Source organism: Curtobacterium sp. L3-7 (assembly GCF_048756585.1).
Lineage (GTDB): Bacteria > Actinomycetota > Actinomycetes > Actinomycetales > Microbacteriaceae > Curtobacterium.
In genome coordinates this window covers 3822849-3836918 of record NZ_CP151474.1, presented here as the reverse complement: position 1 = coordinate 3836918, position 14070 = coordinate 3822849, and the positions used below count along the sequence as shown (strand labels likewise).

Annotated in this window: 14 protein-coding genes; 11 read left to right on the top strand and 3 right to left on the bottom strand. The window is 71.3% G+C overall.

What is annotated here, in order from left to right:
• Positions 1-105 precede the first annotated feature (105 nt).
• The 10 genes from AAEP80_RS18355 (at position 106) to AAEP80_RS18310 (ending at position 10694) form a co-directional block, all read left to right on the top strand.
• On the top strand, positions 106-630 hold the full coding sequence (locus AAEP80_RS18355; RefSeq protein ID WP_420365450.1) for a hypothetical protein: 525 nt from the start codon (positions 106-108) through the stop codon (positions 628-630).
• 102 nt (positions 631-732) lie between these two features.
• A complete protein-coding gene (locus AAEP80_RS18350; protein ID WP_420365449.1) occupies positions 733-1494 on the top strand; it encodes an amidohydrolase family protein in 762 nt (253 codons plus the stop codon).
• Entirely contained in the window at positions 1491-1979 is a 489-nt protein-coding gene (locus tag AAEP80_RS18345) for a hypothetical protein (RefSeq protein ID WP_420365448.1), read from the top strand. Before AAEP80_RS18350 ends, AAEP80_RS18345 begins: the two co-directional genes overlap by 4 nt.
• 110 nt (positions 1980-2089) lie before the next feature.
• Positions 2090-2695, top strand: coding sequence for a cysteine hydrolase family protein (locus AAEP80_RS18340; protein WP_413601048.1), 606 nt, complete (start codon positions 2090-2092; stop codon positions 2693-2695).
• Positions 2688-4058 (top strand): amidohydrolase, encoded by a 1371-nt coding sequence (locus tag AAEP80_RS18335; protein ID WP_420365447.1) that lies wholly within the window; start codon positions 2688-2690, stop codon positions 4056-4058. The genes AAEP80_RS18340 and AAEP80_RS18335 overlap by 8 nt, the downstream gene beginning before the upstream one ends.
• A gap of 111 nt (positions 4059-4169) precedes the next feature.
• On the top strand, positions 4170-5747 hold the full coding sequence (locus tag AAEP80_RS18330) for an ABC transporter substrate-binding protein (protein WP_420365446.1): 1578 nt from the start codon (positions 4170-4172) through the stop codon (positions 5745-5747).
• Between the two features lie 68 nt (positions 5748-5815).
• Positions 5816-6859, top strand: a complete 1044-nt coding sequence (locus AAEP80_RS18325; RefSeq protein ID WP_420365445.1) for an ABC transporter permease — start codon at positions 5816-5818, stop codon at positions 6857-6859.
• On the top strand, positions 6852-8579 hold the full coding sequence (locus tag AAEP80_RS18320; RefSeq protein ID WP_420365444.1) for a dipeptide/oligopeptide/nickel ABC transporter permease/ATP-binding protein: 1728 nt from the start codon (positions 6852-6854) through the stop codon (positions 8577-8579). The genes AAEP80_RS18325 and AAEP80_RS18320 overlap by 8 nt, the downstream gene beginning before the upstream one ends.
• Entirely contained in the window at positions 8576-9394 is an 819-nt protein-coding gene (locus AAEP80_RS18315) for an ABC transporter ATP-binding protein (RefSeq protein ID WP_420365443.1), read from the top strand. Before AAEP80_RS18320 ends, AAEP80_RS18315 begins: the two co-directional genes overlap by 4 nt.
• A gap of 22 nt (positions 9395-9416) precedes the next feature.
• Positions 9417-10694 carry an amidohydrolase family protein gene (locus AAEP80_RS18310; RefSeq protein WP_420365442.1) on the top strand — a complete coding sequence of 426 codons (1278 nt, stop codon included), beginning with the start codon at positions 9417-9419 and terminating at the stop codon, positions 10692-10694.
• Between the two features lie 23 nt (positions 10695-10717).
• Here AAEP80_RS18310 and AAEP80_RS18305 read toward each other — a convergent pair whose 3' ends face one another.
• Both AAEP80_RS18305 and AAEP80_RS18300 read right to left on the bottom strand, forming a co-directional pair.
• Entirely contained in the window at positions 10718-11413 is a 696-nt protein-coding gene (locus AAEP80_RS18305; protein WP_413601055.1) for an alpha/beta fold hydrolase, read from the bottom strand.
• Complete coding sequence (locus AAEP80_RS18300) at positions 11410-12060, bottom strand: cyclase family protein (RefSeq protein WP_420365441.1); 651 nt, start codon at positions 12058-12060, stop codon at positions 11410-11412. Before AAEP80_RS18300 ends, AAEP80_RS18305 begins: the two co-directional genes overlap by 4 nt.
• 76 nt (positions 12061-12136) lie before the next feature.
• Between AAEP80_RS18300 and AAEP80_RS18295 the strand changes: the two genes are divergently transcribed.
• Entirely contained in the window at positions 12137-12958 is an 822-nt protein-coding gene (locus AAEP80_RS18295) for an N-acyl homoserine lactonase family protein (RefSeq protein WP_420365440.1), read from the top strand.
• Between the two features lie 46 nt (positions 12959-13004).
• Here the strand turns inward: AAEP80_RS18295 and AAEP80_RS18290 are convergent, their stop codons facing one another.
• Complete coding sequence (locus AAEP80_RS18290; RefSeq protein ID WP_420365439.1) at positions 13005-14054, bottom strand: methionine synthase; 1050 nt, start codon at positions 14052-14054, stop codon at positions 13005-13007.
• Positions 14055-14070 lie beyond the last annotated feature (16 nt).

Here is a 14070-nt window from a genome sequence, read left to right as displayed (position 1 = left end):
CCGCTGGCGGCGGGCGCCGCTCGCGGTCTGCGCCGCTGCGGGTCCAATCCTGCCAGGTGGTGTACCCCATTGCCGTATCCGACTCGCCCATGATTGGATCCAATCATGCTCGCCCTGCTCACCATCACCATCGGGGCGGCCGTGGTCGCGCTCGTGCTCGGTGTCGTCGGGATGCGCCGGGTGGGACGGTTCACCCTCGTGGCCGAGGTCGCCATGCTCGTGGCGATGGTCGACGTCCACGTGCCGGGGCTCGGCGTGGTGCCTGCCCCCTTCTGGGCGCTCGCGCTCGGGGGATGCGCCCTCGGCACCGCGCTGGTCGACCGCCTGCGCCGTGCGTCCAGGCCGGACGCGGACCACCTGCACGCGCTCGGCATGCTGCTCGGAGCGGGGTTCGTCCTGCTCGACGGCACGGCGTCGCACGGGGTGGTTGCGTCCGGCGCAACGCACGTCCACGGCGTCGTCGCCCACGGTGCCGTGGTGCTGCTGCCGCTGGCGGTCGCCGTCGTGGTGCACGCCGGGATCGTCGCGCACGGACTGCTCGGCCGTCGACTGCCGTGCGTCGAGGCTGCTCGCCGCGCGGCGTCGCTCGCGAGCCTCCTCACGATGGGGGCGATGGTCGTGGTGCACTGAGCGCCTCTCGACCGATCGCTCGCAAATTGGATCCAATTCTGGCAGTATCGGATGTCATGTGGGCGATCACGGCCCACCGCCGCCGACGAGGAGACGCCCACGATGATCATCGACGCCTACAACACCACGCAGGACCGCCGCGGTCGCAGCGACTACCTCAGCGGTGTGCGACCCGGCGAGGAGCCCCCGGCGTACACACCCTTCGACGCGACGCGCATCATCGACCGCATGGACGCGGCCGGCGTCGACCGGGCCATGGTCTGCTCGCTCGCCCAGGGCATCGAGAACGACTTCCTGATGGACCTCGTGGCCGCGCACCCCGACCGCCTGTTCGGCTTCGGTCAGGTCATGCCGCAGTGGGAGAACGCCACGGACGAGATCCGCCGCTTCGCGGAGGGCGGGCTGGTCGGCCTGAAGCTGCACCCGAGCCTGCACGGCTACCACGTCGCCGACCACGGCCTGCTCGACCCGCTCTTCGAGGTCTGCGCCGAGCTCGGCCTCCCCGTGCTGATCAACGCCCTCGACGACGCGTTCTGTGCACCGTTCGCCATCGAGGAGATCGCCAAGGGGCACCCGACCGTGCCGACGATCATCGCCCACATGGGGGCGGTGTGGAACGTGCCGGAGGCGATCATCGTCGCGGAGCGGAACCCGCACGTGTACCTCGAGACCTCGGCCACCCTGATGTCCGACGTGAAGCGGGCCTACGCCAGGCTCGGCGCGGAGAAGATCCTGCTCGGCTCGGAGTGGCCGGGCAGTGACTTCGACCTCGAGCGCATGAAGATCGCCAAGGCCATCCCGGACGAGGCCGACCGGGCCCTCGTCGAGGGCGGGAACATGGCGCGCATCATGGGCTGGTCGTGACCGACGGCTCCGCGTCGTCCGTGTCGTCCGTGTCGGACCGGCCGGTGCTGCACGGGCCGCCGACCGGGATGGACGACGGCGACCGCGAGCTCCTCGAGGCCGCGACGACCGTGCTGTCCGACCGGTACCGCGTCGGCGTGCACGAGGTCGCGGCGGCGCTCCGGTTGGCCGACGGGAGCGTCGTGACCGGCCTGCACGTCGAGGCGTCCGCCGGCCGGGCGTCGGTCTGCGCCGAGTCCGCAGCCCTCAGCGCGGCGATCATCGTCGGCCAGCCCGTCGTGTCGGTCGTCGGTGTGCTCCGGCGACCCGCTGGGAGCCTGCACCTGATCGAGCCGTGCGGCGTGTGCGCGGAACTCCTCGCCGACCATGCGCCCGATGCCCGCGTGTGGGTGGCGGTCGAGGACGGCTTCGGGCCGGTCGCCGTCGCCGACCTGCTGCCGTTCCGCCGTCGCCGTTCGGCCCGCTCGGCGACACCCGAGGTTTAACACTCCTGAAACGCCCCTGACCCGTGCGGTGTCCGAGCGCATCGGAGGATGACGACGACGGCGAGCACCGGTCCCCACCCGAGCGCCACCCGTCACGGAAGGAACCACCCATGCTCGCCGTCTCCGGCAACCCCGTCCTCGTCGTCGTGGACATCCAGGGAGGCGCCGCCTCGACGATGCCGACACCAGGCATCCCGGTCATGAGCGGCCGCGCCGAGCGCGCCCCACGCGTGCGCGAACTCATCGAACACTGCCGCACCGTCGGCGTCCCGGTCGTGTTCATCCAGGAGGTGCACAAGCCGGACCTCGTGGACATCGGCCGCGAGCTCGACGGCGCCGAGGGTCCGCACTGCATCGAGGGGGACGAGCAGACCGACCTCGCCTCCTGGCTGGATCCCCGCCCCGAGGAGTTCGTGATCCGCAAGCGCCGGTACTCGGCGTTCTTCGGCACCGAACTCGAGATCGTCCTGAAGGCCTACCGTGCAGGCACGCTCCTGCTGGTCGGCGGCCTCACCGACGTGTGCATCCACTACACCGCGGCCGACGCCCACCAGCACGACTACGCGGTCCGGGTCCTGACCGACTGCGTCGCGGGGTCGAGCGAGCGGGCGCACGATGCCACCCTCGAGGCGATCCGGTACCTGCAGCGCGACGCCCTCGTGACCGCGGCCGACGTGCACACCTGGCTCGACGAACGGGAGCCCGTCGGTGTCTGACACCGCGGCGGCCCGGATCGTGGTGGGGACCGTCCGGACGATGGACCCCGAACGTCCCACGGCCGAGGCGATGCTCGTCGTGGCCGGCCGGATCGCGGCGGTCGGCTCCGTCGCCGAGGTACGTTCCGCCGCACCGGTCGACGTGGTCGAGGACCATGTCGACGGGACCGTCCTCCCGGGCTTCACGGACGCCCACTCCCATGCACAGCGCGCCGGCCTGAAGGCCATCCAGCTCATCGATGCCGGCGCGGACGCGGAGGCCTTCTCCGCCGCCATGCTCGCCGACGGGGACGCTGATCCCGATGCCCCCGACTGGCTCGGCGAGACGCCCCCGACCATCGACGACCGGCTCGCAGCGATCGTCAGGGTCCAGCCGCTCCTGCACGCGATGGGCTTCACCGGCGTCGTGGACCCGGCCGTCACGCTCCCGGAGCTCGAGGGGTACCGCGAGGCGCACCGCCGTGGACTCCTGACGATGCGGGTGGTCGCGATGCCCTACCCGGAGCTGGGCAGCCCTGACGTCCCCGACGTCGACGCGGCCCTCGCGCTGCTCGCCACCATCGACGGCGTGACCGGCGACGGTGACGATCGGCTGCGGCTCGGACCGATCAAGGTCTACTACGACGGTGAGGGCATGAAGGGGCAGGCGTTGCTGGAGACGCCCTGGTCCGGCGACGACCACGGCGTCCAACGCATCTCGGCCGACGACTTCGCATCGCTCGCCGAGGGGTGCGTCGCGTCCGGATGGGGACTCGGCGTGCACGCGGTCGGCAGTCGCGCGGTCGCCGAGGTGCTCGACGGCCTCGAGAGGGCCGAGCAGCGCACCGGTCGCCCGGTCGGACCCCTCCGGTGCCAGCTCATCCACGCCTACCTCGAGCCGAGTCCGGAGAGCACGGCTCGCGCCGCCCGTCTCGGTGTCGTCGCGTCGCTGCAGCCCTCCATCGCGTGGAAGAACGCGGCGGGGCTGCGTCGACGGCTCGGCGACCGGGTGGACACGGTGAACCCGGTGCGGTCCTGGCTCGACGCGGGTGCGGTCGTGGCGATGGGGTCCGACGCGCCGTACTTCCCGTTCGACCCACGGGAAGTCGTCCCGATGGCGTCGGCTCGACGCATGCGGGGCTCCGACGAGCCGGTCGGACCAGAGCAGGCGATCTCGGTCCTGGAGGCGGTCGCGGCGTACACCCGTGGATCCGCTCATGCCGCCTTCGCCGAGGACCGGCGAGGGACCCTTCGGCCAGGTGCGCTCGCCGACTGGGTGCTGCTCGACGTCGATCCGGCCTCGTGCTCGCCCGAGGCCTTCGCCGAGGCCCGTGTCCTCCGGACGGAGGTCGGTGGCGAGACCGTTCATCGCGCGCAGATGTAATCCACACGAAACATAGTTGGATGCGTATTGTCCTAGATTGGATCCAAGTTGGACCCGACCCCTGGGACTGACCCCCTGGCATCACCCCGAATCCCATTGGAGGACAGCACCATGGTGAGGAAGCGCATCCTCGTCGGCGTCGCAGTGGCGACCGCCGTCGGCCTCTCCCTGAGCGCGTGCACCGCGTCCGGCAACGCCGGCACCGGCGGCTCGTCGACCACCGACACGATCAACGCCGAGCTCTGGTACGCACCGGCGACCTTCGACCCCGCGAAGGCCTCTGCCAGCTCGGACGTCACCGTCGCGCGGCTCGGCTTCGACACCCTGCTCCGCCAGGGCGAAGGAGACGACGGTGGGTACATCGGCGGTCTCGCGACCAAGTGGGACGCCGAGTCGGCGTCGAAGTACGAGTTCACCATCCGCAAGGGCGCGACCTGCTCCGACGGCACGGCGATCACGCCGTCCGTCGTCGCGAAGTCCTTCGAGTACCTCGTGGGTCTCGACGACTCCGGCGCCCAGACGTGGAAGAACCAGGCGTTCGGCTCGGGCGAACCGACCTTCACGCCCGACGATTCAGCAGGCACCCTCTCGATCTCGCTGAGCGCGCCGTACTCGCAGCTGCTCGGCGGCATGACGCGCCCCGGCACCGGCATCATCTGCCCGGCCGGCCTCGCCGACCCGAAGGGGCTCGCCGCCGGCACCGTGAAGGGCGCCTGGTCGGGCCCGTACACGCTCGCGAAGTCGTCGGCGGGCAAGAGCGTGCAGTACTCGCTCCGCAGCGACTACGACGCGTGGCCGGCATGGAAGGACGTCTCGGGCAAGCCCGCCAAGACGATCAACATGACGGTCCAGGCCGACTCGAACACGAGCGCCAACCTGCTGCAGTCCGGCGGTGTCGACGTCGCGCGCTTCTACGACTCGAACGCCGAACGGTTCGAGAAGGGCGACTACTCGACGGTCAAGTTCGCCAGCTCCGCCTACAACCTCGTCTTCAACGAGGCCGAGGGCTCCGGATCGGTGTTCGCGGACAACCAGCCACTGCGCGCGGCCGTCGCCCAGGCGATCGACACCAAGGGCTTCAACGACGCCGGGCTCGACGGTCTCGGCGTCAAGCAGACGACCGTGAACGCCGCGAGCTACCGCTGCGCCGTGGACGGCTCGTCCCTCGTGCAGTCGTACGACCCGAAGGCCGCCGCCAAGGAGCTGAAGGGCAAGACCATCCGTCTCCTCATGATGTCGAACTGGGACCCGGCTGCCGACTTCCTCGCGGAGTCGCTGCGGAACGCCGGTGCGACCGTGACGGTGTCCGCCCCCGACCCGGCCGACTGGACGAAGCAGATGCGGACCGAACCCAAGACGTGGGACGTCGCGATCGCAGCCGAGGACGCGCAGGTCGGCCTGATCAACCTGTCGATCGCCCGGTACCTCGGCGCGACCTACCCCGACGGTGGCACGAACGTCTCGTCGAGCGACAACCCCGATGGCGTGAAGGCGTACCAGGCAGCCATGGCGACCACCGATGCCGACCAGCAGTGCACCGACTTCGAGACCGCCCAGAAGTCGATCCTCGAGCGCGTCGACATGACCCCGCTCATCACGGACACGCACCGCTACGTCGCCCGGAAGGGCTTCGCGACGCACGTCTTCTCGGGCTACTGGGACCCGTCGGCGATGCGGATCGTCGGCTGACCCACTGACCGCACGCTTCACCAGCACCACCCATCACAGCCCGGACCGGAGCACCTGGAGGACCCACGATGAGCACCACCACCGTCGACCATCCCCCCGTGCCCGGTCCGGGCGACCCCGTTGCAGCGGCTCCCCGAGCGGCCGGCCTCGGGAGCGCCTGGCGGCGGTTCCTGCTCCGTCGCGCCGTCGGCCTCGTCGTCAACCTCGCGCTGCTCGTCCTCGTGACCTTCCTGATCGTGCAGCTCATCCCCGGCGACCCGGCCACGGCCATCGCCGGTGACACCGCGACGCTCGCGCAGGTCGAGCTCGTCCGGCACCAGCTCGGCCTCGACCAGCCGATCCCGGTCCAGCTCTGGCACTACGTCGCCGGTGTGGTGCATGGCGACTTCGGCGACTCGTACAAGTACCGGATCCCGGCGATGGACGTCGTGATGACGGCGGTGCCCTACACGCTCACCATCACGATCTCGGCCGTCCTGCTCCTCCTGGTGCTCGGACTGGCGCTCGGGATGACGGTCGGGGTGCTGACCCGCGGTGACCGCCACCGCTGGCTCGACGTGTCGTTCACGGCCGTGACGGGGCTCATCTCCTCGATCCCGGTCTACGTCCTCGCCACCGGGTTCGTGGTCGTGTTCGCGGTCCTGCTCCACGTCCTGCCGCCGGCGTACTCACCGGCCTACGACTTCGGGGCGGCCGCCGTCCTGCCGATCGCCTCGCTGACCATCGGCGGCACCTGTTCCGTCGCGCGCATCGTGCGGCGCGAGACCGCGGTCATCCTCGAGCAGGACTACATGCGGACCGCGCGCGGCTGGCGACTGCCCGCACTGTCGATCTACGCGAAGCACATGCTGCCGAACCTGCTCACCACCGCGCTGACGCTCTCCGGCATCATCCTGACCGCGCTGCTCGGCTCCGCACTCATCACCGAGGCGGTGTTCGCCTGGCCCGGCCTCGGCGGCGTGATCGTCCAGGCGATCGCCGTCGACAAGGACTACCCGGTGATCCGTGCGGCGGTCTTCGTGATCGGTCTGATCTCCCTCGTGATCACACTCGTGATCGACATCATCCTGGGTCTCATCGACCCGCGCACCCTCGGAGGGAAGCGTGGCTGACACCATCACCACCGTCCGTGCCGCGACCGTCGACCAGCCGGCACGACCCAGGGCGTTCAACTGGAACGCCGGTCTCGTCGTCGGTCTCGTCATGTTCGGACTGATCCTGCTCATCGCGGTCGTCGCACCCTTCGTGTTCGGGTCCCAGGCGAGGGGCATCGGCGGCACGGCCGGCCTCGGCTCGACCGCGGAGCACCCCCTCGGCACCGACACCCTCGGTCGCGACATGCTCGCCCGCACCCTCGTGGCCACTCGCGCGACGGTCGTCATGGCGCTCGCAGCCACGGCGCTCTCCGCGATCGTCGGCATCGCGCTCGGCATCGGCGTCTGGCTCGCGCCGACGCGGCTCCGCGAGTTCGGGCTCCGCGCGATCGAGTTCGCCGTCAGCTACCCGACGATGCTGGTCGCCATCATCGTCGCCGCGATCCTCGGTCAGGGGATGGTGCAGGTGGTGGTCGCGATCGCCGTCGCCAACATCGCCGGGTTCGCCCGGCTCACGGCGAACCTCGCGGCGAAGATCTCCGTCAGCGAGTACGTCACGACCGCTCGTCTGATGGGCGTGCCTGCGCACCGGGTGGCGGCCCGCCACGTGCTCCCGAACATGGCTGAGCCCACCCTGATCCTGATCGCCGGCGCGTTCTCCGGATCGCTCGTGGAGATCTCCGGGCTGTCCTTCATCGGCCTCGGTGCACAGACCCCCGCGTTCGACTGGGGCACCCTGCTCAACGACGGTCTCGATCGCATCGCGGTGAACCCGGTCGTCATCGTCGGCCCGGCGGTCGCCCTGACCTTCGCGTCACTCGCCGCCCTGCTCGTCGGGGACGGCCTCGCCGCAGCGGCGAACCCGCGTTCGAACACGACGCGTGCCCGGACCACGCGTGCTCCTGAGGCGTCCACACTCGCGGTGGAGGACGACGCCGTGCTCGTCGCCGACGGCATCACCGTGCTGCACGGCGCGAGCGGTCGTCCGCTCGTGGACGACGTGTCGTTCACGATCCGACGCGGCGAGGTGCTCGGGATCGTCGGCGAGTCCGGTTCCGGCAAGTCGCTCACCGCGTCCGTCGTCGCCAAGCTCCTCAGCGAGGGGCTCGAGGCGTCGGCGCGCCGGCTCGAACTGGGCGGGGTCGACCTGCTCGGCCGCGTGCCCGACCGCGTGCTCGCCTCGCGGATCGGCCTGGTCTACCAGGACCCGGGCACCGCCCTGAACCCGGCGATGGTGCTCGGCATCCAGCTCTCCGACGTGCTGCGGATGCGGTTGCGCCACAGCCGGCGCGATGCCATGCGCCTGCTGTCCCAGGGGTTCCGAGCCGTCAAGCTCACCGACCCCGACGGGCGACTCCGGCAGTACCCCCACCAGCTCTCCGGCGGGATGAAGCAGCGCGCGATGATCGCCTCGGCGATGAGCACGAAGCCGGACCTGCTCATCGCCGACGAGCCGACCACCGCGCTCGACGTGACCGTCCAGCGCGAGGTCCTCACCGTGCTGAAGCGCATGAACGAGGAGTCCGGGACCGCCGTGCTCTTCATCTCGCACGACCTCGGGGTCGTCCGCGCGCTGTGCGACCGGGTCCTCGTGATGCGGAACGGCAGCATCGTCGAGCGCATCGACGACGTCGCCGGCCTGTCGCCGGAGACGGTCGACCACCCCTACACGAAGCAGCTGCTCGCGGCCACGCCGGTCGTGACGGTCCCCTCGGAGCAGACGGAGGCGCACGCGTGACCGACACCACCACCACGACGACCCGCCGACCGGCCGCGACCGATGCCGACCTGATGATCGACGTCCGCGGCCTCGACGTCGCGTTCGGGTCGACGACCGTCCTGCACGGCGTCGACCTGCGCCTCGACCGCGGCCGCACCGTCGGCATCGTCGGCGAGTCCGGCTCCGGCAAGTCCACGCTCGCCAAGGTCCTCGTGGGCACGGTGAAGCCCGCCGCCGGGAGTGTGACGGTCGACGGCGTCGACCTCGGCTCGGCGCACCGATCCGCCCTGCACGCCGCCAGGCGCCGCATCCAGATGGTCCCGCAGGACCCCTACTCGTCGCTCTCCCCGCGGCGCACCGTGGCGCAGACCCTGGCCGAGGCGATCGACCCGATCCGTCCGCGCGTGGCGACCCACGAGGAGCGCATCGGCGGCTGGCTCGAGCGCGTCGGGCTCTCGCCGGACATGATGCACCGCTACCCCCACGAGTTCTCCGGCGGCCAACGGCAGCGCATCGCGATCGCCCGCGGGCTGATCATCGATCCGCACCTCGTGATCGCCGACGAGATCACCTCAGCACTCGACGTCTCGGTGCAGGCGCAGATCCTCGACCTGCTCGCCGACATCAAGGAGTCCCTCGGGTTGACGATGGTGTTCATCTCGCACAACCTCGCCGTCGTGCAGCGCGTGAGTGACGAGGTCGTGGTGCTGTACCAGGGCGAGGTCGTCGAGTCCGGGCCCGTGGAGCAGATCTACGCCGACCCGCAGCACTGGTACACGCGCCGGCTGCTCGACGCCGACCCCGGCTCCGCCCGCTTCAGCCTGACCGGCTGACCGATCACGGAAGGTCGCGACAGTGGCGGCACGACTCCCGACGACCCCGCACGCCCTCGGTGCGCTCCGACTGGTCGGCGCGACCCTCGTCGACGGCACCGGTGCGCCGCCGCGCGCCGACACCGAGGTCGAGCTTCGGGACGGCGTCATCACCTACGCCGGTCCGCGACGCGCTCCGGTCCCGGGCGTCCCGGTCGCGGACCTCACCGGCACCTGGCTGCTCCCCGGCTTCATCGATGCGCACGTGCACCTCAGCATGGTGCCGACCGCCCCGGAGGAGCAGCGTGCGCGGTTCCCCGAGGAGGACGTGCTCGAGGTCGCCGTGATGCTGCGTTCCACGCTGCACGCCGGCGTCACCACCGCACGGGACCTCGACGGCCTCACCCCCGGGTACCGGAACGCCGTCGCCCGCGGCACGGTGCTCGGCCCGCGACTCCACCTCGCCATCGCGATGCTCTCGCCCACCGGCGGGCACGCCGACCCCGTCCGGCCGAACGGCTCGCTGCCGGCATGGGCGGTGCGGTCCGGGATGCCCGAACCCGGCGTCGTCGACACCGACGAGGACGTCGTCCGCACCGTTCGCACCCTGCTCCGCACGGGCGCCGACGCGATCAAGGTCTCGACGTCCGGCGGGGTCGGGTCGCCGACGGACGACCCGGACGACGTCGGGATCACCGAGGAACAGGTCCGCCTGGTCGTCCGCCTCGTGGGCGAACGCGGTGGGCGGCCCGTCACCGCGCACGCCCTGACCGACGCCGCCGCACGAGCCGCCGTGCTCGGTGGCGCGTCGAGCATCGAGCACGGGTACGACCTCAGCGACGAGACCATCGCGCTCATGGTCGAGCGCGGGACCGCGCTGGTCCCCACCCTCAGCACGCTGCTCCGCGAGCTCGACCCGGCCACCGCCTCCGAGGCGCGCCTGCGCCAGCGCGCCGCCCTGCACGAGCGCGGGCTCGACAGCGTCCGCCGCGCCGTCGCCGCCGGGGTCCCCGTCGCACTCGGCACCGACGCCGGCGTCCACCCGCACGGCCGCAACCTGGCGGAGCTCGCACGGCTGGTGCAGGTCGGTCTGACGCCGCTCGCCGCCGTCACGGCCGGCACCCTGCAAGGGGCGCGGCTCCTCGGACTGGAGGACCGGCTCGGCTCCGTCGAGCCCGGCAAGGTGGGCGATCTGGTCGTCTCCCGCGTCGACCCGCTCATCGACGTCCGCGCGCTCGCCGACGCTGCCAGCGTGCGCGCGGTCCTGCAGTCCGGACGCGTGGTCAAGGACCTCGACGGTCTGGTGACCACGGCCTCCTGACCGTGGCCACCGCCGGATCGTGCTCAGGCGACCGCGGCGATCGCGCGTTCGATGACTGCGACGACCCGCTCGGGCGCCGCGTGGGCCACCGCGTGGCTGGTGTCGACCTCCTCGGCGTCCGCGCCCATGCGCGCGACGAACTCGCGCTGGATCGCCGGCAGCAGGTGGCGGTCACTCGACGCGACCAGGTACCAGCTCGGCCGCGTCGCCCACGCGGGCTCGCCCGTCGGCTGCTGGAACGCGGCGTCCGCGGTCACGCGACGCTCGTAGCGTGCTGCGCGCAGGACGTCGTCGGGGACGTCCCACGCGAGCGCCGCCCGGGACTCCTCGTCGTCGCGGGTGACCCACTCGCCGTCCGGGCCGCGGTCCGTGTACCGCGAGACGAGGGCGGGTTCGCTGCGTTCGACGATCGCGGAGACGGACTCGCCGGCGTCCGGTGCGAACGCCGCGACGTAGACCAGACCGACCACGCGCTCGTGCGTACCGGCGTTCGTGATCACGGCGCCGCCGTACGAGTGCCCGACGAGCAGGACCGGACCGTCGACCGCGTCGACGAGTGCGCGCACCGATGCCTCGTCGTCCCGCAGTGACGTCAGGGCGTTGTCGGCGAGCGTGTAGGCGATGCCGCGAGCACGCAGGAGCGGCGTGACGGAGGACCACGCCGACGGTGACCCACCGGCACCGTGGACCAGGACGACGTGCACCCTCGAGGTGCTCACGCGCCGACCGCCGCGACGAGGGGGAGCAGGACGGTCGGGGCCGGCGCGGCCTCGCGTCCGGCGAACGGCACCGGCTGGCAGACCATGAGGTAGTCGCCCGGCTCGACATCGGACAGGTCCGCGTTCTCGAGGATCACGATGCCCGCCCCGCAGAGCGCGACGTGTGTCGGCCAGGCCTCGGTGCGGGCCGGGGCCTCCATCGTCATGTAGTCGATGCCGGCGAACCGCACCCCGTGCTCGACGAGCCACGCGGCGCCGCTCGGCCCGAGGCCGACCCACGTGTCGGAGCGCACGTTCCGCGTCAGCGCGTCGGTCGAGTTGCGGGTGCGGAAGAGCACACGTTCGGCCCCGACCGCTCCGGCGTCGGCCAGGTCCTCGCCCGTGATCTCCTCGGCGACGTGGCGGAGGTCCAGGACCCGGGCCGGTCCGACGACGCTGTCCAACGCGATCTCGTCGACCGTCGTCGCCCCGGGGACGAAGTGCGACGGGGCGTCGACGTGGGTGCCGGTGTGGGCACCGATCAGCCACCGCGAGACGTCCGACGGGAACCCGTCGGCGATCTGCTCCACCATCTCGTAGGTCGGACGGCGACCCCAGTGCAGCATCTCGGTGTGGATCGGGATGTTGATGTCGATCGCGTCGGTCATGAGGTCCCTCCGGGAACTGCGGCACAATGGATTCGGTTCTGTATAGATTGTATCCAATCTGAGTCGAGGAGCAAGCATGGTCCGAACGGTCCGCGACCTGGGTGTGGATGAGCTCGCGCTCGCGGGGCGACCGCGTCGGCTCGTTCCGCTCGTACTCGGATGGGAGCCCATCCCGGAGTCGGTCTCGCTCCGCGGCGGAGACCCGGCCCGGTTCCTCCTCGAACCGGTGACCGCCGCCGCGGTCGTGTTCGACGAGGGTTGGGTGCTCGTCGACGGCGGCTTCGACCTCGACCGCGTCCGGGACCCGGATCAGCGGGCGGCCCACTACGACCATGCGAACTACACGGCCGTCGTGCCGCCGGGTGATGCCCTCGCGGAGGGGATCGCCATCGCGGGCCTGGCGTGGCGGGCGCTGGCGGCGTGCGTGCTCTCCCACGTGCACCTCGACCACACCGGTGGCCTCCGCCTCGTGCCGCCAGGCACGCCCGTCGTGCTGCAGCGTCGCGAGTGGGAGTGGCTCCGGAGCGGGATCGGACGCCGGGAGACCGTCGTGGCCGACGACGTCCTCGGCGCCGACGTCGAGGTGCTGCTGGTCGACGGGGACACCGACCTCGCGCCCGGGCTCGGCGTGCTCGACACCCGTGGGCACACGCCCGGTCATCAGTCGGTGCGGGTCGACATGCCGGGCCGCGCGGTGGTGCTCGCGTGCGACGCCGCCGACCTCGAACGGAACCTCACCGAGCGGACGCCGTGTGGATGGGTCGGGATCAGGGGCGACGAGCCCGACGCCCAGCGGTCCGTCGACCGGCTGGCCGACCTGGCCGGACTGCCGGGCGTCGAGGTGTGGCCGGGACACGACCCCGCGTGGGGGCCGTGGATGCGACCTCTGGACGATTGACGGCTCGCCTCCGTTCGGAGGCGAGCCGTCGTGCAGTTCGCAGTGGTCAGTGCGCCACAGGTGCGGCGACGGTCGCGAGCTCGGCCCGGACGATGTCCGCTCCAGCAGAGAGCGCGCCCAGCTTGTCCAGCGCTGCCCCTCGCGCGAGCGGCGCCATCCCGCAGTTGGAGCTCGGGATGAGCTTGTCGGCGTCGACGAAGTCGAGTGCGCGACGGAGTACCTCCGCGACCTCCTCCGGCGTCTCGACGGTCTCGGTCGCGACGTCGATCGCGCCGAGCATGACCTTCTTCCCGCGGATGAGCTCGACGAGGTCGAGCGGGACGTGGGAGTGGATGCACTCGAGCGACACGATGTCGATCGAGGACTGTTGCAGCAGCGGGAAGGACTGCTCGTACTGGCGCCACTCCGCGCCGAGCGTCTCCTTCCACTTGTTGTTCGCCTCGATGCCGTACCCGTAACAGATGTGCACGGCGGTCTCGGCACGGAGGCCCTCGGCTGCGCGCTCGAGCGCGGCGACACCCCAGTCCTGCACCGCGTCGTGGAAGACGGTGAACGCGGGCTCGTCGAACTGGATGATGTCGACGCCGGCCGCTTCGAGCTCCCGGGCCTCCTGGTTGAGGATCGTGGCGAACTCCCACGCCAGCTTCTCGCGGCTCTTGTAGTGCTGGTCGGAGAGCGTGTCGATCATGGTCATCGGGCCGGGGAGGGCCCACTTGATCGGGCGGTCGGTCTGGGCGCGCAGGAACTTCGCGTCCTCGACGAAGACCGGCTTCCGGCGGCTGACGGCACCGACGACGGTCGGGACGGCGGCGTCGTACCGGTCGCGGATGCGGACGGTCTCCTTGCGGTCGAGGTCGACGCCGTCGAGGTGCTCGATGAACGTCGTGACGAAGTGCTGGCGGGTCTGCTCGCCGTCGCTGACGATGTCGATGCCGGCGCGCTCCTGCTCGTGGACGGCGGCCCGGAGTGCGTCCTGCTTGCCCTCGGTCAGCGCTGCCCCTTCGAGCTGCCAGGGGGACCAGAGCTTCTCGGGCTCGGCGAGCCAGGACGGCTTCGGCAGGCTGCCGACGATGGCGGTGGGCAGAAGGGTGCTCATGCTCGTGGAGTTCCTC

Bases quoted from the DNA above. Each gene is read 5' to 3' on its own strand.
- AAEP80_RS18355 (WP_420365450.1), top strand. From the start codon at position 106: ATGCTCGCCCTGCTCACCATCACCATCGGGGCGGCCGTGGTCGCGCTC.
- AAEP80_RS18350 (WP_420365449.1), top strand. From the start codon at position 733: ATGATCATCGACGCCTACAACACCACGCAGGACCGCCGCGGTCGCAGC.
- AAEP80_RS18340 (WP_413601048.1), top strand. From the start codon at position 2,090: ATGCTCGCCGTCTCCGGCAACCCCGTCCTCGTCGTCGTGGACATCCAG.
- AAEP80_RS18330 (WP_420365446.1), top strand. From the start codon at position 4,170: ATGGTGAGGAAGCGCATCCTCGTCGGCGTCGCAGTGGCGACCGCCGTC.
- AAEP80_RS18325 (WP_420365445.1), top strand. From the start codon at position 5,816: ATGAGCACCACCACCGTCGACCATCCCCCCGTGCCCGGTCCGGGCGAC.
- AAEP80_RS18300 (WP_420365441.1), bottom strand. From the start codon at position 12,060: ATGACCGACGCGATCGACATCAACATCCCGATCCACACCGAGATGCTG.
- AAEP80_RS18295 (WP_420365440.1), top strand. From the start codon at position 12,137: ATGGTCCGAACGGTCCGCGACCTGGGTGTGGATGAGCTCGCGCTCGCG.
- AAEP80_RS18290 (WP_420365439.1), bottom strand. From the start codon at position 14,054: ATGAGCACCCTTCTGCCCACCGCCATCGTCGGCAGCCTGCCGAAGCCG.